Raw genomic sequence first — 24012 nt, 5'->3', positions numbered from 1 at the left:
AACCTGTCCGTCGGCATCGATGTCGACTGACCCACCGCTTTCGCGGGCAAGCCCGCTCCCACAGGAACCGAGTAAGGCATCTCGACCTGCAAGACCCGAGGTCTTTGGGAGCTGCACCATGTTGAACACCCTTCTTCCCATCCTGCTGTTCGCCGCCCTGGGCCTGGCTGTCCTCGGCGCGCTGCGGCGGGTCGCCATGTGGCGCCGCGGCCGACCGTCGAAAGTCGATCTGCTCGGTGGCCTGTTCGCCATGCCCAAGCGCTACATGGTCGATCTGCACCATGTGGTGGCGCGGGACAAATACATCGCCAATACCCACGTCGCCACGGCCGGTGGCGCGGTGGCCTCGATTGTCCTGGCGATCCTGGTACACGGCTTCGGCCTGCATGACCGCATCCTCGGCTATGCCTTGCTGGTGATGTCGGCGGTGATGTTCGTCGGCGCGATCTTTGTCTATCTGCGGCGCCGCAATCCGCCGAGCCGCCTGTCGAAAGGCCCGTGGATGCGCCTGCCGAAAAGCCTGCTGGCCTTCTCGGCGTCGTTCTTCCTGGTCACCCTGCCGGTGGCCGGCATTCTTCCGCAAGACTTCGGCGGTTGGGTCCTGGCCGTGATCCTCGGCCTCGGCGTGCTGTGGGGCGTGTCGGAACTGTTCTTCGGCATGACCTGGGGCGGACCGATGAAGCACGCCTTCGCCGGTGCCCTGCACCTGGCCTGGCACCGTCGCGCCGAACGCTTCGGCGGCGGCCGCTCCACCGGCCTCAAGCCGCTGGACCTGACTGATCCGCAGGCACCGCTGGGGGTCGAGAAACCCAAGGACTTCACCTGGAACCAACTGCTGGGCTTCGATGCCTGCGTACAGTGCGGCAAATGTGAAGCCGCCTGCCCGGCGTTCGCCGCCGGCCAGCCGCTGAACCCGAAAAAACTCATCCAGGACATGGTGGTCGGCCTGGCCGGCGGCACTGACGCGAACTTCGCCGGCAGTCCGTATCCCGGCAAGGCGGTCGGCGAACATTCCGGCAACCCGCACCAGCCGATCGTCAACGGCCTGGTGGACGCCGAGACCCTGTGGTCCTGCACCACCTGTCGCGCCTGCGTCGAGGAATGCCCGATGATGATCGAGCACGTCGATGCCATCGTCGACATGCGCCGGCACCTGACCCTGGAAAAAGGCGCGACCCCGAACAAGGGCGCCGAAGTCCTGGAAAACCTGATCGCCACCGACAACCCAGGCGGTTTCGCCCCCGGCGGGCGGATGAACTGGGCGGCGGACCTGAACCTCAACCTGCTCAGTGACAAGAAAACCACCGATGTGCTGTTCTGGGTCGGCGACGGCGCCTTCGACATGCGCAACCAGCGCACCTTGCGCGCCTTCGTCAAAGTGCTGAAGGCGGCCAGGGTCGACTTCGCGGTACTTGGCCTGGAAGAGCGCGACAGCGGTGACGTGGCGCGACGCCTGGGCGACGAGGCCACCTTCCAACTGCTGGCCAGGCGCAATATCCAGACCCTGGCCAAGTACGGCTTCAAGCGCATCGTCACCTGCGATCCCCACAGTTTCCATGTGCTGAAAAACGAATACGGTGCCTTTGGCGGCGATTACCTGGTGCAGCACCACAGCACCTACATGGCCGAACTGATCGCTGCCGGTGCCCTCAACCTCGGGCAGCACAAGGGCAACAGCGTGACCTATCACGACCCGTGCTACCTGGGCCGCTACAACGGCGAGTATGAAGCGCCGCGTGACGTGCTGCGGGCACTGGGGATCGAGGTCAGGGAAATGCAGCGTTCCGGTTTCCGTTCCCGTTGCTGCGGCGGCGGTGGCGGTGCGCCGATCACCGACATTCCCGGCAAGCAGCGGATTCCCGATATGCGCATGGAAGATATCCGCGAAACCGGCGCCGAACTGGTGGCGGTCGGTTGCCCGCAATGCACGGCGATGCTCGAAGGCGTGGTCGAACCGCGCCCCCTGATCAAGGACCTGGCCGAACTGGTGGCCGACGCCCTGCTAGAAGAGGCGGCGCCGAGCAAACCGGCGCCCAAGCGTGAACCCGCGGAGGTGCATTGATGAGCGACATTATCCGCCGCGATCCCCGCGCCGAATGGATCGCCCGCAACCGTCTGCATCCGCTGCATGCGGCCATGCAGCCGGTGCAACACAGCTGGATGGGGCCTAACGGGATCGTTCGCAAGAATGTCCACGGCATCGGTTTTATCGGCCCCAACGGTATCAAGCGCATCGACCGCAGCGGCGCCCAGCAGGGCGGCGCGAGCAAGCGTTCGGCCACTGTCGAAGTGCAGTTGCCGCTGCATCAGGTGCCGCAACCGGCGTTCTACATCAGCGTGGTGCCGGACATGGTCGGTGGTCGCCTGAGCAGCCACGACCGCGACCTGCTTGGCCTGGCCCATCAACTCGCCGGCAAGGACGGCGCGGTATTGGCCGTGGTCTTCGGCGAGCACAAGGAAAGCGCCTTTGCCGCGGCGGGTGTCGACCGCCTGCTGGTGCTTGAAGGCAACGAGTTCAGCGGTTATTCACCGGAACAACGGGTCCAGGGCCTGCGGGCTGTGGATAACCAGTTCAACCCCCGCCACTGGTTGCTGCCGGATAGCCGCAGCGGCGGTGGCGAACTGGGCCGCCGGTTTGCCGCCAGCCTGGGCGAACGCCCGGCGACGCGGGTCTGGCAGGTCAAGGGCGACGAGTGCATCGGCCGTGCCGGTGCCGGCCTGCAGGACCTGGCGCGGCCATTGGCGCGCCTGATCCTGGCGGCCGCCGAATGTGCCGAACCGGTCAGCGAAACCCGTCACGAGGCCTTGCCGGTGGAGTTATCCACAAGCATCGCCCGCAGCCTGCCCCGTATCGAGGATCTGGGCGCGGTGGCGGTGGACCCGGCGGCGATTCCCATGGCCGAGGCCGAGTTCATTTTCTCCGGCGGCAACGGGGTCAAGGACTGGGCGCTGTTCCACGAGACGGCGGCGGCGCTCGGGGCCACCGAAGGGGCTTCGCGGGTGGCGGTGGACGACGGTTTCATGGCCCGCGACCGCCAGGTCGGTGCCAGCGGTACCTGGGTCACGGCGCGGGTCTATGTGGCCGTGGGGATTTCCGGGGCGATCCAGCACCTGCAAGGCATCGGTGCCTGCGACAAGGTGGTGGCGATCAACCTCGATCCGGGCTGCGACATGATCAAGCGTGCCGACCTGTCGGTGATCGGCGAGAGCAGCGAGATCTTCCGCGCCCTGATCGCGGCGGTGACGGCATATCGCAACGGCGCCAAGCGCGATGCGGCTTAAGGTAGGGATGACGTCATGAGTACGAATGTAATCAGCCTGGTGTCCATCGGCGCCCACCCCACCTCCGGCCGCGCCCGGCGCGCCGAGCAGGATGCCCGCGCGGTGGAACTGGGCCTGCAACTGGCCGGGGATGACTTGCAGGTAGTGCATGCCGGCGATGTCGCCGAGCCGGCGCTGCGGGCCTACCTGGGCATGGGCCTGGACGAATTGCGGGTGCTGGAGCAACCGGCCGGCGCCGATGCGCTGCCGGCGCTGACCGATTACCTGCGCGATGCCGGGGCCCAGTTGGTGCTGACCGGCAGCCAGGCGGAAACCGGCGAGGGTTCGGGCATGCTGCCGTTCCTGCTGGCGGAAAACCTCGGTTGGCCGCTGGTGGTGGGTCTGGCTGAAGTCGAGTCTATCGAAGGCGGCGTGGCCCATGTGCTGCAGGCCTTGCCACGGGGCCAGCGGCGCCGGTTGAAAGTCCGCCTGCCGTTCCTCGCCACGGTGGATAACGCCGCGCCCAAGCCACGGCAGAGTGCCTATGGTCCGGCACAGCGCGGGGTGTTGCAGGCCGAGGAAGTCGAGGTGCTGGAGGATGAGTTGTTCGCCGGTGCGTTGCTGCAGCCGGCCAAGCCACGGCCCAAGCGTCTGAAGGTAATCAAGGCGAAGAGTGGCGCCGACCGCATGAAAGCCGCCACGGCCAAGGCCAGCGGCGGCGGTGGCCAGGTGCTCAAGGGCGTCAGCGCCGAAGCGGGTGCCGAGGCGATCCTCAAGTTGCTGATCGAGGAAGGTGTCGTGCGCTGACAACTGCGGTCGTTGATTCCTGTGGGAGCGGGCTTGCCCGCGAAAGCGGCGGTGTGGCTGGCATCGTCATCGCTGGCAAGCCAGCTCCTACAAGGTCCCAGGTTAGACGACAGTCCGCGGTGCGCCCCCATCCTGTGGGAGCGGGCTTGCCCGCGAAAGCGGCGGTGCGGCTGGCATCGTCATCGCCGGCAAGCCAGCTCCTACAGGGTTCCAGGCTGGGCGACAGTCCGTGGCGGGGCCTTGTCCTTTGGCATGAGACAGCCTAGGGCGGCGGAGCGGTCGGTGCGGCCGCCGGCGGTTGCTCCGCCGGTTTGGGCAGCGGCGACTCCATCACCGGTTGCTCCATGGGGGCCGGCAGCGGCTGCCAGTTCTCATTCGCCCGCGGTACCGCCAGGGGTGGTGGAATAGCGTTGCCGCCGGCACCACCGCTGGTCTGCATGTTCAGGTTCTGGCTGTTGTGCAGGACCATGCCCTCGGTCGAACTGCGCGCCTCGGTGCCGCTGCTGAAGGTGCTGACCTGGGACGCCGGCAGGTCGAGGTTGCGCTCGATCCGCGGGGTGATCAGCAGGATGATCTCGCTCTTGCCCTGCTCGCTCTTGTTCGTGCCGAAAATCGCCTGACCCAACCCTGGAAGACGACTGAGACCCGGCAGGCCGCTGCCCTCGTCGATATCGGCGGTGCGGATCAGGCCGGCGACCACCTGGGTTTCATTGTTGCGCGCGGTCAGCGTCGTGCGGGTCGAGCGCGAGCCCAGTTCGAAGGTCGGCGGGATGTTGTCGGTGCCTTCGTTGCGCTTGGTGATGTGGGTCATGTCGATCACCATCTGCAAATTGATTTCGTCGTTGAGGCTGATATTGGGCTGGACCTCGATGCTCAGCCCGACATCCTGGTAGGAGACCGAGGCGGTGGTCATGAGGTTGGCGGTGGTCGAGGTGATCACCGGAATCTTGTCGCCGATCTTGATCTCGGCCTTTTCCCGGTTCTTCACGCGGATCCGCGGATTGGCCAGCGTCACCGTGTTGCCGCTGCGTTGCAGCAGGTTGATCTTGGCTTCCAGGCTGCCGACTTCGAGCTGGCGCCCACCCAGGCCTGTGGCGGACGAGATGGTGCCGGGCAACGAGAGGCCGATGGAGCCGGGGTAGTTGATCCCCAGGTTGAGTTCGTCCACCAGGCTGACTTCCATTACCTGGATATCGATGGTCACTTCCGAGTCGGCCAGGTCGATGGCCTGTACCAGCTTCTCCACGGCGCTCAGGGTTTCCAGGCCGTCGCGCACGATCACCGCGCTGAGCCGTTCGTCCACCAGCACTTCCTTGGGCTTGAGCAACTGCTTGATCTCGGCCGCCGCCAGTTTCGGATCGGCGTGGCTGAGGTAGAAGGTCCGCACGGCCAGCTCGCGGTACTCGCGCTCCTTGTCCGGGCGCGAAGGGTAGATCAGCACGGTGTCGGCATTGAGCACCTTCATCTGCAACTGATGGGTCGACAACAGCAGGTTCAGCGCATCCTCGGCGGTGGTACGGGACGCGGAGATACTGGCGGCCGCGTTCGGGTTGACGTCCTTGTCGATCACGAAGTTGATCCCCGACAGCCTGGCGATGGTCTCGAAAATGGTGGTCAGGCTCTGGGAACTGAAGTGCAGGCTGACCGGCTTTTTCATCGCCTCGCTCAGCTTCGGCTTGAGGCTCTCGACGCTGACCAGGGTGCGCGTCAGGCTGTCGCGCAGGTCCAGCGCGTCACGGTAGTTGGGTTGTTGCGCGATGATCTGGCGCACCAGGGCCAGGGCCTCCCGCGGGTTGCTCTCGCGCAGGGCATTGGCCCGCGCCAGTTCGGGACGCAGGCGGGCAAGGTTCTGGATCGTGCGGATGGCCTGGCTGGCGCCGAGGTTGCCGGGGTCGTACTTGAGGATCTGCTGCATGGCCGCGATGGCCCCGGCATCGTCGTTGCGCGCCAGCGCGTCGCTGGACTGGCGGCTGTACTGGTCGACCAGTTGTTCGGTCCGGCTGAACAGCGCGGCGCGCAACTGGATGTCGTCCGGGTGTTCTTTCACGGCGGCGCGCAGCACATCCACCGAGCGGGTGATATCACCGTCCTGGCGCAGCAGCTCACTCTCGTTGAGCGGGCCTTGGGACTGGCAGGCCGTCATCCCGATCACCAGCAGGGCCAGCCATGGCCGGATAGATTTTGACATGATCGTTCTCTTCGCTAGAGCCGTCCGTGCTCAGGGAGTATCCAGGCGCAACGTGGTCACCTGGCGCAGGGGCAAGTACGTCAGCACCACGCTGGTGTCGGTCAGTTTGTCCAGTCGATAGTCCTTGCCCAGTGTCGCTCCCGGGCGGATATGTCCTTCCACCGAACAGCTCTTGCACAGGGTGTAGCGCACGCCCTGGCCTTGCAGCACGACGATCTTCGACTGGCCCTGGTAGCGCCATTGCGCGCTCACCGTGAAGGGCATCGGCGGTGCCTGCGGGGCGACGGGTTTCGCCGGCGCGGCGGGTGGCGCTGGTGGCAGCCAGCTCTGGCTGGGAAACAGATCCACCAGCGCCGTGGCTTGGGGCGGCGCGCTGTCGTCGGGCACCGCTGGTGGCGTGGCGAGCGGCACGCGCGTCGGCGGGCCGGGGGCCGGGATGGGCCCCGGGTTGACTGGTGGCGCAGGCGTGTCCAGGTCCTGCCAGAACAGCCAGCCACAACCGAGCAGCACCACACCGAGCAGCACGCGCAGATACAGCGGCAGCTTCACTTGAGCACCGCCAGCAGGCTGACGCGCAGGCGGATATCCAGTTGCGCGGTGGTGATGTCCTTGCGTTGCAGGCTCAGGCTTTCTATGCGCACGGCCGGTTGTCGCGCCACTTCATCGAGCGCCTTGCGCAAGGTCGGATAGGCGCCGCTCAGCGGAATATCCAGCTCCAGGCGCCGGGTCTGGTCGTCCCCCGGGGACGAGTACTGGAAGTCGGTTTGCAGGACCGCGAAACCGTTTTGTTGCAAGACCGTCAACAGGCTTTCCAGGCGTGCCTCGAAGCTGTCGGTGTCGGGCAGGCGGCGGACCGCCTGCGGCTCGGCGGCATGCAGGTCCAGCGGGCCTTCGGCGATACCCGCCCGGGCCTCGCGCAGACGCAGGGCGCTGTCTTCCAGGCCGGGGACGACCAGGCCCTGGCGAATCACCAGGGCGGCAACGATCAGCAGCAGCGCCAAGCCGCCCCAGAAGCCGAGGAGGCGTTGCACCTGGGCCAGGGACCAGCGCAGCCGCGCCTGGAGTTGGGCGGCGTCGGGCCATTGGCGGATCATCGGCTTCATGGCCTGTCCGCTCCCTATGGGGCACTGAGTTTGAATTTGACGCTCATCGGCAGCATCGGATCGCGGGTATTGCGCGCGCTCTGTTGCAGGCTGACGGTGAGGCCGGTGTCGGTCTTGAGTTTCTCGATAAAGCGCAGGCTGCCTTCCAGGCGCTGACTCTCCAGGTCCAGGCTGAGCTCCCGGGCCGCGGTGTTGACCTCCAGGCGCAACAGCGCGACGTCCGGTGACCAGGCCTGGCCGAGGGCATCGAGCAGGGCGAAGGGCGTGGCGTTCTGGCGGGCGAAGGTTTCCAGCTGTTTTTTCTGCAGGGGCGAGGTGCGCAGGGAGGCCTGCATCAACTGTTCCTGCTGAATCGCCATGGCGGTGAATTGCCGTTCCACCTGCTCCGCCTCGGCTTCGCGGACCAGCAGGGCCTGCCAGTCCGACCACAGCAGCAGCCACAGGGCGAGGGCGACCGCGCCCAGCAGGAGCACCAGCCAGAGACTGGCCCGTTCTCCACGCAGGTCGATCAGCGGCGCCCGCGGGCGCCGCCAGCGCCGAATCAGGGTCGAGTTCATCAGGACGGCTCCGCCAGCCAGGGATGCAGCGGTCCCAGCCAGCGCCAGGGCATTGTCGTCGACGGTTCGAAGGCCGACTCGACGGCCACCACCAGGGTCTGCTGTTCCTGTTCGTCGCACAGCACATCGGCCATCAGCAAGGCATCGGACAAGGGCGTTTGCGGGTTCAGCGGCAGGACGCAGACCTGCGCCGGCCAACCCTGGTGGGCGAATACGCAACTGAGGGCGCCGGGTTCGCGAACGGCGAAGCGGTAGTCCTCGGGCAACCCGGGCCAATGGCGTTGCAGGGCATCGATCAGCAGCGGCGCGCAACGTCTGATGGGCAGGTGACGGGCCTGGAACAGGGCCTTGAGGGATTCCATCAGTTCCGTGTTGACCGCCGCCGCCAGGCGCACGCGGCCGAACGGCGCGGGATCGATCGAAACCTGCCATTGGGCGGGGTCGAGATCGTTGTGCTGGCTGAACAGCGCCATGGCGAAGCCTTGCCAGTCGAGCGGGCTGTAGAGGCCTTCCTGCCAGGGCAGGACCCGGTAATGCACATGGGGAAAGCCCAGCAGCAGGGTGGCCCGCTCCAGGTAGCTCACGCGACCATGAGGTGCCCGCTCCAGCAGCGCGGCACAGGCCGCCAGCGGATCCCCCCGTTCGTGGTCCTGCCAGGGAGGGCCGGCGGGCCAGCGCGGCCGTGCGGCCCAGCGGACTTCGTCCTGGGCCAGCAGCACCACGTGATCAATAAAGGGAGAGGACACGGTGCACCTCCTGCAAGGTGGTGTGTCCGGCGGCGGCGCTCGCCAGCGCGATATCGCGCATGAAGCGGTGGCCCGACTCCCGTGCCAGTTCGCGCAGGGCGGCGGCCGAGCGACGTTGCAGCAGGCCTTCCTTGAGCGCGTCGGTGACGGTCAGCACTTCCGCCAGCGCCAGCCGGCCGCGATAGCCGGTATGGCGGCAGGCTTCGCAACCCCGGCCGAGCCGGTAGTGGCTGCCGGGCGCATCGGCCGGCAAGTGCGCCAGTTGCAGCAGTTGCGCGTCGGGCTCGGTGGCCTCGGCGCATTCGCTGCAAACCCGTCGCAATAGCCGCTGCGCGACCACGCCGTTGAGCGCCTCGACAAAGCTGGCCGGCTCCACCTTCAGGTAGTTGAAGCGTTCCAGCACGCTGAACGCGCTGTTGGCGTGCACCGAGGACAGCACCAGGTGGCCGGTCAGGGCGGCCTGCACGGCGATCCCGGCGGTTTCGCCGCCGCGGATCTCGCCCACCAGGATGGTGTCCGGGTCGTGCCGCAGGATCGAGCGCAGGCCGCGGGCGAAGGTCAGGCCCTTCTTGTCGTTCACCGGGATCTGCAACACGCCGGGCAGCTCGTACTCCACCGGGTCTTCGATGGTGATGATTTTCTTCTCGCCGGTATTGGTCTCCGACAGGGCGGCATACAGCGTCGTCGACTTGCCGCTGCCGGTGGGACCGGTGACCAGCAGCATGCCGTAGGGCTCGCTGGCCAGCAGGCGGATGCGGCCGATCGCGTCCGCGTCCAGGCCCAGGCTGTCGAGGCTCAGGGACTCGCCGCGCTGGGACTTGTCCAGCACCCGCAGCACCGCATCCTCGCCGTGGATACTGGGCATGATCGAGACCCGGAAGTCGACGTCGCGCTGCTGGATGCGCGCCTTGAAGCGACCGTCCTGGGGCACCCGGCGCTCGCCGATATCCAGGCCCGAAAGCACCTTGAGCCGTGACAGCGCCTGCTCGGCGGTGTCGAGCCCGGCGCTCTGGCCGATCTGTTGCAGCACGCCATCGATCCGGTACTTGATCACCAGGCCTTCGGGGGTGCTCTCGACATGGATATCGCTGGCCCGGCTCTGCAGGGCATCGAAGAGCATCGAGTTGACCAGTCGCACCACCGGATTGTCATCGCGGGCGATGCTGCTCAGGGAGATTTCCTGGACCGCCTCGGCCACCCGCGCGTCTTCGTCGTCACGGGCGAACGGGTCCATCACCCGTTGGCTGGCCTCGGCCTTTTTCAGTTGCGCCTCGACGACCCCCGGCAGACTCATCGCCAGGGCCATCGGCGCCAGTTCGGCATGGGCCTGCAGCCACTGGCGACCGCTCAGGGAGAAGGGCGCGCCGAGCACCAGGTAGGCCTGGCCGTCGATCTCCACCGGCAGGGTCCGGCGGTTCAGCGCCTGGGGCAGGGTCAGGGTGTCGAAGCGCTCGTGACCCTCGACCTGGGCCTCGGTGAGTGGCGTCAGGCCCAGGAGCGCGGCGACGTCGGCGAGGTGTTCCGGCGTGTCCTCCAGCACCTGTTGCAGGTACTCCGCCAACGGGATGTTGTCCTGTCGTGCCTGCTGCTGCCATTGCTGCCTGAGTGTGTCCATCGTGCTACCCCTGGATGGAACCGGCCAGTTCGAAGATCGGCATGTACAGCAGGAACACGATCAGCCCGATCAGCCCGCCGACCACCAGCATCAGCAGCGGCTCGAAGACCTTGCTGAACAGCTCGATGGCGCGCTCCAGCGCTTCGTCGTGGAACTGCGCGATACGCTCGCACATGGACGCCAGTTCGCCGCTCTGCTCGCCGACGCGCAACAGGCGCTCGGCGACCGGGGTGGTGAGCCGGTGGCGGGCGAGGGTGGTGGACAGCAGCTGGCCGGCGCGGATATCGCCCAGGCTGCGGTGCAGGTCGCCCTGGCGCTCGGCCGGCAGCAGCGCCCCGGCCATTTCCAGGGCCGACACCGCTGGCATCCCGCCCATCAGCAGCATGCCGGCGGTGCGGTAGAAGCGCGCGAGGATAAACAGCGTGCGCTGGGCACCGAGGCTGGGGATTTTCCACAGCAGGGCGGCCAGGTGACGCTTGACCGTCGCGGTTCGCGCCAGCAGCACCAGGGCGGCGATCACCGCCGCCAGGCCGCCCATCAGCAGGCCGCCCTGTTGCTCCACCAGTTCGCCCCACCAGACCATGAACCGCGCGGTCGCCGGCAGGTCGCTCATCGCGTCGAACACCGAGGCGAAGCGCGGGATCACGAAGAACAACAGGAACAGCAGGATCACCGCGCCCACGCCGAGCACCACCAGGGGGTACATCAGCGCGCTGCTGACGCGCTTCTTCACGGTTTCCAGATGGGCTTCGAAGTGATGGTAGCGGCGCAGCGCCACCGACAACTGGCCGCTGTGTTCGGAAGAAGCGGCGGTGGCCACCAGCAGGTCGGGAAAGATCGCCGGCTTGGCCTGCATGGCCCGGGAAAAGGCGTTGCCCTGGTACATCGACTCCAGCAATTCGCTCAGCACTTGCCGGTTGATCCCCGGCGCGGCCTTGTCGCGCAGGGTTTCCACCGACTCCACCAGCACCAGCCCGGCATCGAGCAGCACCACCAGTTCCTGGATAAACAGGCCCAGGGCGAAACGCGCACCGCGTCCCGGCCATTTGAACGAGGCACGCTGGCGCAGCGAGACCACCTGGGCGTCCTGCAACTGGCGGCGGGCATCGTCGAGGTCGGCGGCCTGCAGGCGCAGGTTGCGTAGCTGGCCCTGGCGGATGACGCGGGCATCGAACTCCCTCATGGTCGTCCACCGTTGCGCGCGGCGAGCGTGCCCGCGCTGCGTTGGCGCAACTCCAGCAGGCTGGCGTAGTAGCCCCACACCCGGCGGGCGTAGCGGCTGCGGTTGGCGTCGCGCTCGACGCGGGCACCGGCGTTGTAGGCGCCCACGGCCTGCCAGCCGTAGCCCAGTTGCTGGACGAACTGGGCGAGAATCCAGGCGCCGGCCATGACACTGGTGCAGGGCTCGTCGAGCAGGTTCTGCTCGGCGATCCCGAAGGCGGCGAGGCGCTCCAGGTGGCGGCTGTTGATCTGCATCAGGCCGATATCACGGCTGCCATCGCGGTTGGTGTTGCGTGCCCGCGGATCGAGCCCGGACTCGGCCTGGGCAATGGCGTAGAGCAGCAGCGGATCGATGTGATAGCGCTCGCCGGCGTCCTGGAAACAGTTGGCCGCGCCGGTCCCGGCCATCAGCAGCGCACCCAGGGCGATCAGCAGTTCGAATGAGTGGCGCATGGGCGGGGGACTCCGGGCTCAGAAGCCAAACACGATGTCGGCGTTGGTCCCGTCGCCCGCGGCCTTGCCATCGCGGCCCAGGGAGATGATCTCGACTTCATGGCCGGCGCCGGGGTTCTTGAAGAGATAGGGATTGTTCCAGGGATCGGGCGGTACGCCCTTGGACAGGTACGGCCCGTGCCAGCCGGGTTCGCTGGCCGGCCGTTCGACCAGCACGTTGAGGCCCTGGGCCTCGCTGGGGTAATGGCCGTTGTCCAGGCGGTACTGCTGCAGGGCATCGGCCAGAGATTTCATCTGGCCCTTGGCGGTCTGGACTTTCGCCAGCTCCAGGCGGTCGAACATCTTCGGCCCGACATAGCCGGCGAGCAGGGCGATGATCAGCAGGACCACCAGCAGTTCGAGCAGGGTGAAGCCGAATGAGGGCTGTGCGAGGCGCGGGCGTGACGATGGACCGTTCATGGTGGCCGCTCGGCTGATGAGGCAGGGAACGCGGTTACTTCATAACCTATTCCGGCCCTACATCAGGTGGGCACCACCGGCAGGTACACGTTGAACATGTCTCATGGGTGAATGACTGACTGTAACTCTAGTTCAATACCCCCGGCGGCAAGGGGCTGGGGGTTATATCTCTTTATTATTAAAAAGAGAGCCCTTGTTGTCGGGAAATATAAAAATGAATACAGCGCAGGGATGACGCCGTACATGAAGTACGGCGTCACGGGGCCTCACCCATTGCTAGAGCTTTTCCCAGGCTTCCTGCCAATGGACGCCGGTGCCGGGGGCATAGGCCCAGGCCGCGCCCTTGCACCAGGCGGTATAGGGCCAGGGTTTGCACTTGTACGTACTGCCGGCGTTGCTCACGATATCGCCGGCCTTGTAGTCCGTACCCTCCACGTAGGGTGGTGCATCGCCGCCGCCCGATGCCGGGGTCGCGGTCAGGGTCACTTCGGCTTCATGGCGTTTCTTGTTGGCTTCATCGTAGACGTTGAGCAACAGCTTCGCGGTCGAGACCTTGTCACTGGCTGGTGTGGTAATGGTGAAGGTGGGTTCGGTGTTGGAGCCATAGGTCCAGCCCGGCCCACCCACGAATGCCCAGACATAGCGCAGTGGCGTGCTGTTGTAGGAAATGGATTTGCGGCCGTCCAGGGTGAACCGTTCACCGGCCTTGATCTGGGTCGCCCCCTCGATCACCGCCACGGGGGGGCGTTCATCCACCGGACCGGGGTTCTCGCCATCGCCTTCGGCGTCGATGGACATCTGCGTGGAGTTTCTGGCATCGCTCAGGTAGTTGTAGTTGGCGTAGACGTCAGTGGGATTGAAGGTGATGGTTTCATCTTTTTTGACCCCGACACGAATGAGGTGCTGGCTGCTGCTCAACTGGTTTGCCAGTTGCGCGCCCCACACCGCGGGATTCTGGTTGCTGGCGTCGATGGGCAGTTTCAGGTCGACCAGTTCGCTGACCGCCCGGTCATGTCCGAATACGCGAAAGTGCACGGTATCACCGGCCTTTGGATCGATCCCGTTGCCGTCGATAAACACCTTCTCCTTGATCCAGGGGGAGGGTTGGGTCTTGTCGTCGAAAGCGATATCGCTGCAGCCGTAGAAACCTTCACCCTCCGGATCGCGGCGTTGCCAGCGGGTGAAGAGCACGGCATTGCCCGTGCGGCCCGGAGGAATCTGCACCTTGAGCAGAAAGAACGTGTTGGGGTCCGAGATGATGGGCGCGGGGGACCAATCCTTGCGGACATCGGTCAGTTCCTGGGCGTGAATCAGTTCCAGGTCGTCCCACCCCAGTTTACGGGTCGCGCTGTCGTAGCCGGGCTTGCTGAGGTAGACCCTGATGAAGCTGGGCATATGGGGCTGGGTGGTGGCCAGGCGCACCGTGATCTTGCCCGAGTCATCGGGTGTCACCTTGGTCTTGGTCCACTGCGGCATGGCCATGTTCAGCACATCCATCCCCGAGCGGTTTGCCGAGCAGAGCTTGCCGTCGGGTACGATTCTCCTGGCGGCGGCATCGCCGCCGTCCGGATCCGCGTAGCTGCCTTTGATGTTCGCGCTGACCTCATGCCATTGAGTGATCCCGTGGACCAGTTGTGCCGGGTATTCGGTCTTGGCCCTGCGGCAGCCCTCGTCCTTCATCTGCTCGGGAGACCCGTTGAAGTCCTGGAAGCTGCGGCACAGTACCTGGCGTGTCGCAGGCGATTCGATCGCCCCATGGCTCCAGCCCAGCGCCGGCATCGCCAACAACGCCGCCAGGGCGCAGCGGATAATGGATCGTGCGTAGAAATGTAAGCTGTTCATAGTTCAGTCCACGTTCAAGTTGGAAAAAACCACCCGAAGCGTTTCGGGCTTTCGGTATTTCACTCAACGACTGGCTTGATCACCCCACATGCTCACCTCCAACGTAGGTTCTACGTTCTTTTGGAGGAGCTACTCTGTCCAGGCCGGTACAGAAACTGCCACCCCTGATAACTGCCTTGCCCTGTGAAACTCTCCTGGTAGCGGCGAAAGTTGCCCTGCTTGAGGGGCTGTCCCGGCGCCTGGCTGAACACGCCCATGATGGTTTGCCCGGGACCGGCGATGATGCCCCAGTCGGCCTTGCCGCTCATGGGATCGGGGTAGACCCGGCGCAGGTAGCGCTTGATCGTCGGTTCGCGGCGGTCCAGCAGCAGGTCCTCGAGGGTCTTCGGGTACAGCCTGTTCTTTTGTTCGTAATACAGGCCGATGGCCCGGCGGATTTCCTCGCCCTGGGCGAGCAGCTGCGCCTCGCGTTCGCGGCGCAGCTGGGTCGACCAGAGCACGCCGACTTCCATCAGCAGCACGGCGACGATGGCCACCGAGACCAGCAGGCCTATGAACACCGAGCCGCGCTGCGGTGCGCGCGCATGGCGACCATTACCAGGAACCATAGTCCGTTCCATCCACTGCTTGCCCGGGTGCGCCGCTGTGCACATCGCCGAAACCGCTGTCCTCGCCGCTCTGCAAGCGCCAGGTATCGCGCCGCCCGGTGATCGGGTCGCGGGGGATCTCGCGCAGGTAGCGGTCGTTGACCAGGTCTTCCAGGGATTCGGGGTTGCTGCCCTTGTCTTCGCGGTAGTGATCGAGCGCCTGGCGGATCGACACCAGGTTGTGGCGCAACACGGTTTCCTGGGCCTTGGTGTGCTGGCGAAAATACTGCGGCATGACCAGGGTCATCAGCGTGGCGATGATCGCCATCACCACCAGCAGCTCGATCAGGGTGAAGCCCCTGGCCTTACCATTGATTGTACGGAGTCCCATTGAGGCCCTCCCGCTGGCTGGTGGAGCTGATATCGAAGACGTCCTCGCCTTCGGCCGGACTCTCTGCGGTGCTCTTGTAGCTGCGCAGGCGCCAGGTTTTCTCGGCGGGCAGGTCCGGGCATTCGCAGACCGGGTCGCGGGGAATACGGCGCAGGAAAAAGATCTTCCCGCCGCTCGGGTCGCTCTTGTCGACGATGCCTTCGATCAGGGTTTCGAGGGACGGTGGATAACCGTTGCCCGTGCCCTTGTCGATCCGTCCGTCATCGACCGCCTCCTTGTAGGCGTCGATGGCACGGCGGATCTCCCGCAACGAGCGTTGCAGGTCGAGTTCACGTTCGCGTTTGCCCATCAGGGCGGTCAGCGGATAGGCCACCGTGGCCAGGGTTGCCAGCAATGCCAGGGCAAGCAGCAACTCGATCAGGGTGAAGCCGGCTGCAGATGGGCGGCGAGACGCTAGGGGAAATAGCGCAAGCGGCCGCATGGAGATCGCACCATCTGGACATCCTCGGGTAAATGCGTCAGGCCAAGACACCTTTACTGCAAGAACATGGCGCGCTGTGCGAGAAGTGTAGTCGATAGTTCAAGGATGCCAGGCGAGCCCTTCGGTGGGGCGCGCCGACAAATGTCCACAGAGGCTGTTGGCGGGTCTGTGGATAAGATGTTCGTGCATCGCTGTATCCCACGCAGATCAAGGGGTATAGCCCTTCGTACGAAAAATGATCAGCCTAACTGACGGTTTTTGTTCAGGTTTTTGTGTGGATAAGACGCTTGCAGGATGCTGCTTCGCGGGCGACTTGTTAACAAAGTCTGTTGGCGCTTTTGTGGATAAGTTGTTCGCTGTCCCTTGCAGGCCTTGTTTTACAAGGCCTGCAAAGTGCTGGTCAAAAAACATCCAATTGCAGTGCTTTCTTCACATGATTAGCCTGAAACCTTCATATCTCGCGGTTTTCAGAGGTTTTCCACAGAGGCTCGGGGAAATCGCCGACTTGCACACAAAGTCTGTTGGCCTTTCTGTGGATAAGGTGTTCGCGGTCCTCTACGAGCCTTTTAAATCGCGGCTTGCATGCTATTGATCAATAAATGATCAAAGGCGGCCTGAACCGGTCTTTCTGAATAAGTCACGGATTTTATTCAGATTCTCTCGTCATCGAGAGGGCATGAACCGGTACTTGCCCACATTTGCTGTGGGTGGTTCTGTGGATAAGTTGTTCGCCAAGCCCGCCAGGCCCCGGTTCTTATAGCGCAGAGTGCTATAGATCAAATTTCATACAGTTCTAAGGGTGTTTATTGACACCCCTGCGGTCAAAGTCTTCACTCATGGCACAAGGACACAACGTTATTCGCATCCATATCAGGTTCAGGGAGAACGCTTGATGGGTCGCCAGCCGTACCACCACCCGCCGTCCCCCTCCACCTTCAATGCCGTGGCCCGAGCCAGTGCCCTGGTGCCCAGGCGCATTCATCGCCATGCCACCAACCAGCGTGCGCGCCTGTAGCGCCTGACCCGGCGCTTGCGCGCCATCCCGATCTTTTGCGTATGCCCGGTTTGTCTGGAGAACCCGCGTGCGCGCTCGCCTGTTGCTCCACCGTCTGCCCCCGTGGTGGCAACTGCAGAGTTGCCCGTCTTAGCCCGATAGAGGGCCCGATAGAGGAAACAACCATGACACGGATTTCGACATCCATCAGTGAGATCAAGGAACGCTACGACGTTATCGTGATCGGTTCCGGCTATGGCGGCGGCATCGCCGCCTCACGGCTGTCGCGTGCCGGGAAAAGCGTCTGTCTGCTGGAGCGCGGGCGCGAGATCCAGCCGGGGGAATACCCCAACACCATGGTCGCGGCGACGGAGGAGTTGCAGGTGCATGACCCGGATGGCCATATCGGTTCGCGCACCGGCCTGTTCGACCTGCACGTCAATGCCCAGCAGAACGTGGTGGTCGGCTGTGGCCTGGGCGGCACTTCGCTGATCAACGCCAACGTGTCCCTGGAGCCGGAGCCGGGCGTCTTCGATGATCCGCGCTGGCCCCGGGCGGTGCGCGAGCACCGCGACACCCTGCTCGCCGAGGGTTATGCGCGGGCCCGGGAAATGCTCAAGCCCAATCCCTATCCGGCGTCCGCGCCCAAGTTGGCGAAGCTGGACGCCAATCGCAAGTCGGCGGACTACCTGCAGGAAAAGGCGCATTTCTATACCCCGCCGATCAATGTGACCTTCGACAAGCTGCCCAACAACCTCAACCACGTCGGCGTCGAGCAACTGCCGTGCAATCAGTGCGGCGACTGCGTCTCGGGCTGTAACAACAAGGCCAAGAACACCACGCTGATGAACTACCTGCCGGATGCCTGGAACCATGGCGCGGAGATTTTCTGCCAGGCCGAGGTGCGGCACCTGGAGCGCGACGGCAATGGCTGGATCGTGCACTTCCAGTACCTGGACAGCGGCCGGGAGAAATTCTCCGCGCCGACCCTGTTCGTCAAGGCCGACATCGTGGTGGTGTCCGCCGGCACCCTGGGCTCCACCGAAATCCTCCTGCGTTCCCGCAGCAAGGGCGTGCCGATGTCCGGGCAACTGGGCGAAAACATGAGTGGCAACGGCGATATCCTCGGCTTCGGCCACAACTGCGAACAGACCATCAACGGCATCGGTTTCGGCGCTCATTCGGCCAAGGAACTGCAACCGGTGGGCCCGTGCATCACCTCGATCATCGACATGCGCACCGAAGGCGACTGGCGCAGTCGCATGGTCATCGAGGAGGGCTCGATCCCCGGCGCCCTGGGCCGTCCCATGGTGCCGGCCATGGCCGGTTTCGCCGAGATGATCGGCGAGGCCACCGACAAGGGGGTCAGCGCCGAACTGCACTACAAGGCCCGCGAGGCCGAGAGCTTTCTGCGAGGCCCCTACTACGGTGCCCTGCACAATATGCAGACCTATCTGATCATGAGCCATGACGACGGCAAGGGACGCATGGTGCTGGACGCCCAGGACCAGCTGCGCATCGACTGGCCGGGCGTGGGCGAGCAGGAAAACTTCAAGCTCGGCAATGACCGGTTGCACCGCTCGACCCAGGCCCTGGGCGGGGTCTGGGTGCCGAATCCGATCTGGACCAAACTGCTCAAGCACAGCATCGTCTCGGTGCACCCGCTGGGCGGTTGCGTGATGGGCGAGGACGCCACCCAGGGCGTGGTCAACCACAAGGGCCAGGTGTTCAGCGGCACCAGCGGCACCGATGTCCATCCGGGGCTGTACGTGACCGATGGCGCGGTGATCCCGACGTCGCTGGCGGTCAATCCGCTGCTGACCATCTCCGCGGTCAGCGAGCGCAACATGGGCCTGCTGGCCGCCGATCGTGGCTGGGTCATCGACTACCGCCTGCCGTCGGCACCGCGCAAACCGGTGGCGCCGCCGACCCTCGGCGTGCAGTTCACCGAAACCATGAAGGGCTATTTCTCCAGGGATTTCACCCAGCCCCAGGGCACCGACCTCAAGCTGTACGAAGCAGCGGCCAAGAGTGGCGAGGCACAGAACTCGCCCATCGAGTTCACCCTGACCATCACCGCCAATGACCTCAACCGGATGATCAAGGAGCCGGAGCACGCCGCCACCCTGGTCGGTACCCTCAATGCCCCGGCGCTGTCGCCGTATCCACTGACGGCCAGCAACGGTGTGTTCAACCTGTTCGAACAGTACCAAGAGCAGGTCGGCGTACGCCATATGAACTACGACATGAAGCTGACCGCCGAGGACGGTCGCGACTATTACTTCAGCGCCTTCAAGACCGTGCCCGAGGATAACGGCGTGCTGAATATCTGGCCGGACACCAGCACTCTCTATGTCACGCTCTACCAGGGGCCGGACAAGAGCGGCGCGGTACTCGGCTCCGGGGTCATGCATATCCTGCCCGCCGACTTCGCCAGGCAGATGACCACCATGAAGGTGCTCAATGCCCGCAACGAACGCGAGCGTATCGAAGCCCTGGCGCGCTTCGGCAAGTTCTTCGCCGGGATTCTCTGGGAAAGCTACGGCGGGGTATTTGCCGGCGATATCTACTTCAACCCGGATGCGCCGCCCCGGCACAAGCGGCCGCTGGATGCGCCGGTGCCGACCGTGCATTTCTTCGAGACCGAGGACAAGGTCCAGCTGCGCCTGACCCGTTACCAGGCCGGCAGCAAGGGCCCGGTGATGCTGGTGCACGGGCTGGGCGTGGGCTCGAATATCTTCTCCACCGACACCATCCAGACCAACCTGCTGGAGTACCTGTGCAAGCATGAGTACGACGTCTGGCTCCTGGATTTCCGTGTCAGCATCCTGTTGCCGGCGAGCAAGCACGAATGGAACGGCGACCAGATCGCCCAGTACGACTACAAGGCCGCCATCGCGCAGATCCGCCAGGCCACCGGGGCCCTGGACGTGCAGTGCGTGGTGCATTGCTACGGTGCCACGACCTTCTTCATGTCGCTGCTGGCGGGGTTGCAGGACGTGCGCTCGGTGGTCTGTTCGCAGATCGCCGCCGATACCGTGGTGGCCACGGCGACCGGGATCAAGGCCGGCCTGCACTTGCCGGGGATGCTCGATGCGGTGGGCATCAAGTCACTGACCGCCTATGCCGACAGCAAGGAGAGCTGGTTCAACAAACTGTATGACAAGGCCCTCAACGTCTATGCGCGGATCGAGGCCCAGGGCTACTGCACCAACCCGGTCTGTCACCGGATCACCTTTATGTATGCCTCGCTGTACCGTCACGACACCCTCAACGAAACCCTGCACGACAACCTGCACGAACTGTTCGGCGAGTCGAATATCCAGACCTTCGAGCACCTGGCGCTGATCTGCCGCAAGGGGCATCTGGTGGACTTCAAGGGCAATGACGTCTACATGCCGCACTTCGAGCGGTTGCAGATGCCGATCTGCTTCATCAGCGGCGCCGACAACCAGTGCTACCTGCCGGAAAGCACCGAGAAGACCTACGAGCGCCTGGTCAGTCTGCACGGCCCCGAGCTGTTCAGCCGCCATGTGGTGCCGGGCTACGGCCATATCGACTGCATGTTCGGCAAGAACGCGGTGGTCGATGTGTACCCGCTGATCCTCGAGCACCTGGAGAAGACCGCGCTGGGCTGATGCGCATCAGTCTGGAAAACACCGCGAAACCTTGTAGGAGCCGGCTTGCCGGCGATGAGGCCCGCAAGCCTTGCATCGACCTCGCAACCGCCATCGCCGGCAAGCCGGCTCCTACAAGGATCGTGCTCGGCCGGAAAAAACGGATTGGCAGGGAAGGATGATATGGACAGTTACATCCGCTGGTTTCAACGCTTTATCTGGATAGGCATCGTGATGAACATGGTGTTCGCACTGCCTGCCCTGTTCGCTCCGGCACTGCTGACCTCGGTGGTCGGCCTGCCGCCGGTGCTGTCGGACCCCTGGCTGGAAAACGCCGGCATGCTGCTGGTGGGCATCAGCGTGTTCTACATGCCGTCGGGCTTCAACGCCCGGCGTTTTCCCATCCACTCCTGGCTGTGCGTGCTGACCCGGTTGATTGCCGTGGCGTTCTGGATCTACCTGATCGATACCAGCAACCAGGCCTCGGTGTTTTTCCCGATGCTGATGGGTGACCTGAGCATGTTCCTCATCCTGGGGATCCTGCTCTACCTCGGCAGCCCGCCGGCCGAGCGGCCCTGGGCGCTGCTCGCCAGTGGCTGGCACAGCTGGTGCCATGGCTGGGCCGTGCGCTGGCAGCGCCACGGCTTCCGCGTGGGCCTGCTGGTCACCGTGCTGGTGCTCGGTTTTATCGGCTACCAGACCTGGTACAACATGCTGCGGGTGGTGCCCGAGGAGAAGTTCGCCTCCGACGAGGACCACTTCAAGTACGCCGCCATCGGCCTGGGGATCGAGGCGCGGATTCCCTACTACCTGTTTGCCGTGCTGCCGCAGATGTGCCCGGAAAAGATGCCCAGGGCCGGCGCTGGCTGGGAGTCGTTCGGCTTCCTCTATGAAAATGGTCGCGACCTGCCTATCGGCATGGCCAAGCGACAGATCGGCTACCCGACGGTCGAACCCAACTGCGCCCTGTGCCATACCGGCTCGTACCGCGCTTCGGCGAGCGATGTCGCCAGGCCGATCGCCACGGCGCCGGCCAATACCCTGCAATTGCAGGCCTTCCAGTGGTTCGCCTACGACTGTGCCAGCGATCCGAAATTCACCACCGACGCGGTGATGACGGCGATCAACGGCAAGTTTCAGTTGGGCTTCTTCGAACGCCTGTACAACCGCTACCTGATCATCCCCATGGCCAAGACCGCGCTGCTCAAGCAGAAGCAGGCCTACGCCTGGCAGAAACTGCGGCCGGCCCAGGGCCCGGGGCGCACCGACACCTTCAACCCGACCAAGATGGTGGTCTTTGGCTTCCCGGATGACTCGACCATCGGCACCGTCGACCTGCCGCAGATCTGGAACCAGAAACCGCGCGAATCGCTGTACCTGCACTGGGACGGCAACAACAACGATATCCACGAGCGCAACTACGCCGCCGCCATGGCCGTGGGCGCGACACCGCAGTCGGTGTTGCCGGCCAGTTTCAACCGGGTTACCAACTGGCTGCTCGGCACCAAGCCGCCGGCCTGGCCGTTCGCCCTGGATCAGGCGCGGGTCGCCCAGGGCAAGCCGATCTGGGACAACAACTGCGCGGGCTGCCATGAATTCGGCAAGGCCGATACCGGCCAGGTCACCACCCGCATCGATCAACTGGGCACCGACCCGCATCGCCTGGATTCCTTCACCGTGGGCCTGGTGCAGGCGTTCCATGGCTTCAAGAAACCGCCGTTCGACTTCAACGCCTACCGCAAGACCCAGAGCTACAGCAACACTCCCACCGATGGCGTGTGGATGCGCGCGCCGTACCTGCACAACGGTTCGGTGCCGAGCCTGTGGGATCTGCTGCAGACCCCAGACAAACGCCCGGTAACGTTCAGCACCGGATCGGATGTCTACGACCCGGTCAAGGTCGGCTTCGTCACCAGCGGCCAGCAGGTCGGGGCGCCGGGCTACTTCAAGTACGACACGCGCCTGGAAGGCAACCACAACAGTGGTCACCTGTACGGCACCCAACTGACCGACGCCGAGAAATGGGCGCTGATCGAATTCATGAAGACGTTGTAGGGAGACCGCCATGACCATGCATCATTTCGAACACGAGCTGGCGAAGATCCGCGTCCGCCTCAGCGGCTTGAAGGCACGGCTGGAGCTGTCCTGGAAAAAACTCATCAGCGAGATCGAGCCCGAAGAGTTCCAGGCCATCCAGATGCTCCTGCAGCGCGGCCATGACCAGGCCCAGTACGTGCTGGAACACGGCGACCTGCCGACCGACGAGCCGTCGGTGCCGTGGGAGCTGTCCCATGGCCTGTCGATCCTGCACCTGGGCGATGCCAAGGCCCTGCCGACCTCGGAGGCGCAGTTGCAGACGCGGGTGCTCAAGGACGGCACGCTGCTGGGCTGTCGCAAGTGGGAGCTGCTGGACTTGCTGTGGAGCGAGGCGCTGATCAAGTGGATCGAGAATCTGCGGCGTCATGCCACCTTCGCTACCACACCGATGGTGATGATGATGGATCGCGACGTGGTCCTGGCGATTGCCGGCGACTGGGGCACCGGGCCGTTCGACAGCCATGCGCCGGCGGTCGCCGTCGCCAACCAGATGCAACTGGCCCAGGCCGATTTCACCATTCACCTGGGCGACGTCTACTACGCCGGCACCGGCTCCCAGGAGGACGTCGACATGGCCGGCTGGCCGATGGGCAAGCACGGCGCGTTCACCCTCAATTCCAACCATGAGATGTACAGCGGTGCCCACGGTTACTTCGCCGAGCTCAAGTCCCGTTTCCCGATGCAGCAGGGCACCAGTTACTTCGCCCTGTACAACGATGACTGGCTGATTGTCGGGCTGGATTCGGCCTATGCCTCCAAGCCGCTCAATCTCTACATGGACGGCACCCTGAACCCGCAGCAGATCGACTGGATGAAGACGCTGCCCAAGCGCGGCAAGCTGATGGTGCTCAGTCATCACCAGGGCTTCGATATCAGCGGACACAACCCCAACGACCTGTACAAGCAGGTGTGCGCGGCCCTGGGCCGGGTGCCGGACTACTGGTACTGGGGGCACCTGCACAACGGCATCGTCTATGCCGAGCTGAACGGGCTGCGGGCGCGCTGCGCCGGGCACGGGGCGATTCCCTATGGCGTGACCAGCGAACTGGACGGCAATGAGCGGGTGCTGTTTTCCGAGACGCAGAATGCCGGGGACGATGAATACCCGGAACGGGTGCTCAACGGCTACGCGCGGGTGCGCTTGAGCGGGGAGAACATCATCGAGGAGTTTGTCGGCGAGGATGGGTCGGTGCGGTGGGCGTCACACGGGTAGGGCGCTGTTGACCGCGCTGTGGGCGTGAAGCGCGACCTTGTCCTGGGACCTTGTAGGAGCTGGCTTGCCAGCGATGGCGATGCCAGCCGCACCGCCGCTTTCGCGGGCAAGCCCGCTCCCACAGGAGGGTGGCGCACCACGGACTGTCGTCTAGCCCGAGACCTTGTAGGAGCTGGCTTGCCAGCGATGACGATGCCAGCCGCACTGCCGCTATCGCCAGCAAGCCGGCTCCCACAGGGCGATGTTTCACCACGGACTGTCGTCTAGCCTGGGACCTTGTAGGAGCTGGCTTGCCAGCGATGACGATGCCAGCCGCACCGCCGCTTTCGCGGGCAAGCCCGCTCCCACAGGAGGGTGGCGCACCACGGACTGTCGTCTAG

Annotated in this window: 20 protein-coding genes; 7 read left to right on the top strand and 13 right to left on the bottom strand. The window is 64.6% G+C overall.

Annotated features, from left to right (window positions below):
* The first annotated feature begins 118 nt into the window (after positions 1 to 118).
* From dgcB to ACL9RJ_RS32185, 3 genes are read left to right on the top strand one after another with little or no spacing between them, the layout of a single operon-like run.
* Positions 119 to 2062, top strand: a complete 1944-nt coding sequence (gene dgcB, locus ACL9RJ_RS32195) for a dimethylglycine demethylation protein DgcB (RefSeq protein ID WP_017128351.1) — start codon at positions 119 to 121, stop codon at positions 2060 to 2062.
* Positions 2062 to 3282, top strand: a complete 1221-nt coding sequence (locus ACL9RJ_RS32190; protein ID WP_103032704.1) for an electron transfer flavoprotein subunit alpha/FixB family protein — start codon at positions 2062 to 2064, stop codon at positions 3280 to 3282. The genes dgcB and ACL9RJ_RS32190 overlap by 1 nt, the downstream gene beginning before the upstream one ends.
* Positions 3283 to 3297: 15 nt before the next feature.
* Complete coding sequence (locus ACL9RJ_RS32185) at positions 3298 to 4068, top strand: electron transfer flavoprotein subunit beta (protein WP_422765997.1); 771 nt, start codon at positions 3298 to 3300, stop codon at positions 4066 to 4068.
* A gap of 262 nt (positions 4069 to 4330) precedes the next feature.
* Here the strand turns inward: ACL9RJ_RS32185 and ACL9RJ_RS32180 are convergent, their stop codons facing one another.
* The 13 genes from ACL9RJ_RS32180 to ACL9RJ_RS32120 form a co-directional block, all read right to left on the bottom strand.
* The gene (locus ACL9RJ_RS32180) at positions 4331 to 6256 is read right to left on the bottom strand and encodes a secretin and TonB N-terminal domain-containing protein (protein WP_422765996.1); all 1926 of its coding nucleotides are present in this window, start codon (positions 6254 to 6256) and stop codon (positions 4331 to 4333) included.
* 30 nt (positions 6257 to 6286) lie between these two features.
* Positions 6287 to 6805: a hypothetical protein gene (locus tag ACL9RJ_RS32175; RefSeq protein ID WP_212810227.1), complete on the bottom strand. Its 519-nt coding sequence runs from the start codon at positions 6803 to 6805 to the stop codon at positions 6287 to 6289.
* Positions 6802 to 7359 carry a GspMb/PilO family protein gene (locus ACL9RJ_RS32170; protein ID WP_212810226.1) on the bottom strand — a complete coding sequence of 186 codons (558 nt, stop codon included), beginning with the start codon at positions 7357 to 7359 and terminating at the stop codon, positions 6802 to 6804. Before ACL9RJ_RS32170 ends, ACL9RJ_RS32175 begins: the two co-directional genes overlap by 4 nt.
* A 14-nt stretch (positions 7360 to 7373) precedes the next feature.
* Positions 7374 to 7916, bottom strand: a complete 543-nt coding sequence (locus tag ACL9RJ_RS32165) for a hypothetical protein (RefSeq protein ID WP_212810225.1) — start codon at positions 7914 to 7916, stop codon at positions 7374 to 7376.
* Positions 7916 to 8662 (bottom strand): hypothetical protein, encoded by a 747-nt coding sequence (locus ACL9RJ_RS32160; protein WP_244861791.1) that lies wholly within the window; start codon positions 8660 to 8662, stop codon positions 7916 to 7918. The genes ACL9RJ_RS32165 and ACL9RJ_RS32160 overlap by 1 nt, the downstream gene beginning before the upstream one ends.
* Entirely contained in the window at positions 8643 to 10277 is a 1635-nt protein-coding gene (locus ACL9RJ_RS32155) for a GspE/PulE family protein (RefSeq protein WP_422765995.1), read from the bottom strand. Before ACL9RJ_RS32155 ends, ACL9RJ_RS32160 begins: the two co-directional genes overlap by 20 nt.
* A gap of 4 nt (positions 10278 to 10281) precedes the next feature.
* Positions 10282 to 11460, bottom strand: coding sequence for a type II secretion system F family protein (locus ACL9RJ_RS32150; protein ID WP_212810223.1), 1179 nt, complete (start codon positions 11458 to 11460; stop codon positions 10282 to 10284).
* Positions 11457 to 11951, bottom strand: a complete 495-nt coding sequence (locus ACL9RJ_RS32145) for a lytic transglycosylase domain-containing protein (protein WP_177118884.1) — start codon at positions 11949 to 11951, stop codon at positions 11457 to 11459. The genes ACL9RJ_RS32150 and ACL9RJ_RS32145 overlap by 4 nt, the downstream gene beginning before the upstream one ends.
* A gap of 18 nt (positions 11952 to 11969) precedes the next feature.
* On the bottom strand, positions 11970 to 12410 hold the full coding sequence (gspG, locus tag ACL9RJ_RS32140; protein WP_212810222.1) for a type II secretion system major pseudopilin GspG: 441 nt from the start codon (positions 12408 to 12410) through the stop codon (positions 11970 to 11972).
* A gap of 276 nt (positions 12411 to 12686) precedes the next feature.
* Complete coding sequence (locus ACL9RJ_RS32135; protein WP_177118882.1) at positions 12687 to 14252, bottom strand: lytic polysaccharide monooxygenase; 1566 nt, start codon at positions 14250 to 14252, stop codon at positions 12687 to 12689.
* A gap of 110 nt (positions 14253 to 14362) precedes the next feature.
* A complete protein-coding gene (locus ACL9RJ_RS32130; RefSeq protein WP_244861790.1) occupies positions 14363 to 14860 on the bottom strand; it encodes a type II secretion system protein in 498 nt (165 codons plus the stop codon).
* On the bottom strand, positions 14847 to 15230 hold the full coding sequence (locus ACL9RJ_RS32125; protein WP_177084718.1) for a type II secretion system protein: 384 nt from the start codon (positions 15228 to 15230) through the stop codon (positions 14847 to 14849). The genes ACL9RJ_RS32130 and ACL9RJ_RS32125 overlap by 14 nt, the downstream gene beginning before the upstream one ends.
* Entirely contained in the window at positions 15205 to 15711 is a 507-nt protein-coding gene (locus ACL9RJ_RS32120) for a prepilin-type N-terminal cleavage/methylation domain-containing protein (protein WP_177084716.1), read from the bottom strand. Before ACL9RJ_RS32120 ends, ACL9RJ_RS32125 begins: the two co-directional genes overlap by 26 nt.
* Positions 15712 to 16603: 892 nt before the next feature.
* On the opposite strand from ACL9RJ_RS32120, the gene ACL9RJ_RS32115 reads away from it, so the two are divergent.
* The 4 genes from ACL9RJ_RS32115 (at position 16604) to ACL9RJ_RS32100 (ending at position 23632) form a co-directional block, all read left to right on the top strand.
* Entirely contained in the window at positions 16604 to 16726 is a 123-nt protein-coding gene (locus ACL9RJ_RS32115; protein WP_256261915.1) for a hypothetical protein, read from the top strand.
* Positions 16727 to 16890: 164 nt separating this feature from the next.
* Entirely contained in the window at positions 16891 to 20343 is a 3453-nt protein-coding gene (locus tag ACL9RJ_RS32110) for a GMC family oxidoreductase N-terminal domain-containing protein (protein ID WP_178989572.1), read from the top strand.
* 162 nt (positions 20344 to 20505) lie between these two features.
* The gene (locus ACL9RJ_RS32105) at positions 20506 to 22377 is read left to right on the top strand and encodes a hypothetical protein (protein WP_017123227.1); all 1872 of its coding nucleotides are present in this window, start codon (positions 20506 to 20508) and stop codon (positions 22375 to 22377) included.
* Between the two features lie 10 nt (positions 22378 to 22387).
* Positions 22388 to 23632, top strand: a complete 1245-nt coding sequence (locus ACL9RJ_RS32100) for a metallophosphoesterase family protein (protein WP_017123226.1) — start codon at positions 22388 to 22390, stop codon at positions 23630 to 23632.
* The last annotated feature ends 380 nt before the right edge of the window (positions 23633 to 24012 follow it).

The organism is Pseudomonas sp. Mn2068 (assembly GCF_049319725.1).
Lineage (GTDB): Bacteria > Pseudomonadota > Gammaproteobacteria > Pseudomonadales > Pseudomonadaceae > Aquipseudomonas > Aquipseudomonas gingeri.
Note: the sequence above shows the minus strand (reverse complement) of the source record. Positions and strands in the feature narration are given on the sequence as shown.